The sequence below is a fragment of the Streptomyces sp. 8L genome, from assembly GCF_020176795.1.
In the GTDB taxonomy this organism is placed as follows: domain Bacteria; phylum Actinomycetota; class Actinomycetes; order Streptomycetales; family Streptomycetaceae; genus Streptomyces.
On sequence record NZ_JAIUKE010000785.1, the window covers coordinates 1 to 2,592 of the forward strand.

The 2,592-nt window shown below is 72.1% G+C and carries 2 protein-coding genes and 1 pseudogene; 1 reads left to right on the forward strand and 2 read right to left on the reverse strand.

Features of this window, described 5'->3' with window-relative positions; all coding sequences use genetic code 11:
• Positions 1 to 88 (forward strand): annotated as a pseudogene (locus LCE31_RS38695) (IS5/IS1182 family transposase); the annotation flags it as partial.
• A gap of 73 nt (positions 89 to 161) precedes the next feature.
• On the opposite strand, the gene tpg reads toward LCE31_RS38695, so the two are convergent.
• Entirely contained in the window at positions 162 to 719 is a 558-nt protein-coding gene (gene tpg, locus LCE31_RS38700) for a telomere-protecting terminal protein Tpg (RefSeq protein ID WP_225022902.1), read from the reverse strand.
• Between the two features lie 15 nt (positions 720 to 734).
• Positions 735 to 2,592 (reverse strand): telomere-associated protein Tap (gene tap, locus LCE31_RS38705; RefSeq protein WP_225022903.1); only part of this gene is annotated, 1,858 nt, incomplete at its 5' end.

Consider the following 2,592-nt stretch of genomic DNA (forward strand, 5'->3'; position numbering starts at 1 on the left):
CGAACGCCATCCCCGCAACTACCTGGCCTTCCTCGGCCTCGCTGCCGCCCTCTGCTGCTACAAACGACTCGTCCGCCTCTCCACATAGGACACGGTCTTAGTGACAACTACCGTGCTTCGGCTCAGCCACACCGGGCTCGCGGGCTGTTCGGGGCGGGCTGCTACAGGTCGAACTCCAGGTGCTCGACATCGAGCATGCGGACTTGGTCCAGGCTTCCGGCGCGGCGGCCGCCGTCCTGGAAGTACACCTCGCGGAGAGCGTCGGCCGCGATCTCCCGCAGGTGGTCGTCACTGGCCCCGGCCTCCTGGGCGTCGAAGAGGCGGGCGGCGTAGCGGGCCGGCAGGCCGACGGTCAGGTGCCGGATGCGGTCCTGGTCCGTCGACCCGACCGGCGCGGTGTAGCCCATGCGGGCGCGGACGTCGATGACGATCCCGCCCGTGGACGCGGCCTTCGCTCTGGCTTTGGCCCGGATCTGCGGCTGCCACCGTTTGGTCACCTCGCGCTCCAGACGCGCGGCGAGGTCGGCGCGCGGCTTCTTGGCCTTGCCCGTCACGTACCGCTCCACCTGCCGCTGGGACATGCCCAGCAGGTCGGCGACGGCCTTCGTGCCGCCGAGCTGCTTGACCATGTACCGCATCTGCGGGCCCGCGGACTTGGGCGCCGGGCGGGTGAACGCCTTCTGCACCGCCTTGTCCAGGCCGTCCCCGAACATGCTCATCGCCTGCCTACTCCCCTACTCGCCGTTGTCGGCGTCGGTGACGGTGCCGTCCTTGATGGACCGGGCGAGATTGAGCTCCGGGGCGTCGAACCGCTCGCGGACCTCCTCGCCCCACAGCACGGACTGCGTGCCCTCGTGCTTGACCAGGCCGGGGTTGATGCCGAGCTTGAAGCCACCGGGCAGCGGCTTGCCCTCCCGGTAGGGCAGGAAGTCCAGCGGCGACGGTCCGGAGGCGGCGTAGACGACGCAGTCGGACAGGATCGCGATCGGGTACTGCCCGGTGAACGACGCGTGCTTGACGATCTTCCGGTGCAGGTTGATGCGGGTGCGGGAGATGACCGCCGCCCGGATGTCGGGCCGCCAGGTGGGGCGCTCCAGGGCCCGCCACCGCTCGCCCGGCCGCCAGCCCTCACCGCGCGGGCGCTCACGCAGCTTGCCCAGGCCGCCCTTGACCGTCGCCTTGATCGCCGTGATGACGATTCCCAGCTCCGGGTCACGCTCCTTGTAGCCGTCCATCGCCGTGAGGAAGTCCTCGGGCGACAGGTCGGCGTCGACGCCGAGGTCGGCCATCGTGGCGAGGTAGGCGTCACGCAGCCGCTGGTACCAGCCGTCCAGGTAGCGGCCGTTGTCGTACCGGACCCACGCCTCGGTCGGTGCGACGTCGTAGCCGAGCTCCTGGGCGTAGGCGACGGTGGGTGTCGCGTACCAGGCCGGGCCCGTCGGGCGGTCGCCCTTCGGCGTGAACGGGGAGGGCAGCAGCGAGCCGTCCAGCTCCACCCACTCCTTGCCGACCTTCACCCTGGAGAGGTCGACGTGGGACAGGTCGACCAGCCACGAGCCGGGCAGCTTCGAATCGAACACCGGGTTGGTGACGTGCGTCGGCTCACCGAGGCCGACGCTCAGCCCGTTCGCACCGGCGGCGAAGGCCATGTTCACGTCCAGGCCGACCAGGTAGCGCAGGGTGCACTCGGCATCGGTCATCGGCCGCGCCCAGTCGTACGCCTCCTCGAACAACTTGTCCGCCGGTCCCCGGACGGTGAAGCGCGGCAGGTCCTTCAGGAGCGGGTGCCCGTCGGGGGCCTCGCACGGCGCACAGTCCACCGGGGCGCGGCCGCGCGCCCGGGGCGTCTTGGTCTCGGCCTGCCGCAGGACGCCGGTCTCCTCATCGCGTACGGCGTGGGTCGGCGGATGCAGCGCGGTCATCAGCTCCAGGCCGGTGACGGCGGTGGAACCGCGCGGCGTCATCACCCGGGACGCGTACACGCCCAGGACGCGGGCGAGCTCCGCCGGCGGAAGCTGCGCGGCGTCGCCCCAGAACCGGGAGTCCAGCGCGTTCCACGACGGGATGCACAGCTGCACGCACTGGCGCTCCGAACCCTTGGCCGGACGGTAGATCCGCGCCCACGGCCCGAACCCGCGCTTCGTGAGCTTCCAGTCGGCGCGCACCAGCCGCTTGACGACCTTGTGGCCCTCCGCAATCCGCCCGGCGTCCTTCTCCTCCGCCGTCAGCGCGACCGGGAGGCCGTAGCGCTCGCACGCGGCCTCGGTGAGCACGAGCAGCGGGTCGGCCGGCCGTCCCGGGCCAGACAGCTTCGGCTGACCGAGCTTCGCCTCCCTGAGCGTCCAGTCCACCAGGGACGGCAGCGACTTGGCGGGCACGTCCAGGACCAGGCCGCCGGTGCAGTACGCCAGCACCTGCCCGTCCTCGACGTCGACGACCGCGAGGGGCCCGTTCTCGAACCGCGGATCGGTGCCGCCCGCCGGGGTACCGGCCGGGGCCGCCTTCTTCGCGCCCGGGCGGCGGGACGTCGACGTGCTCCTGGTGGCGGGCGCCGGGCGGGGCGCGGTCGCCGCCCGGGCGGGGCCGCACGCA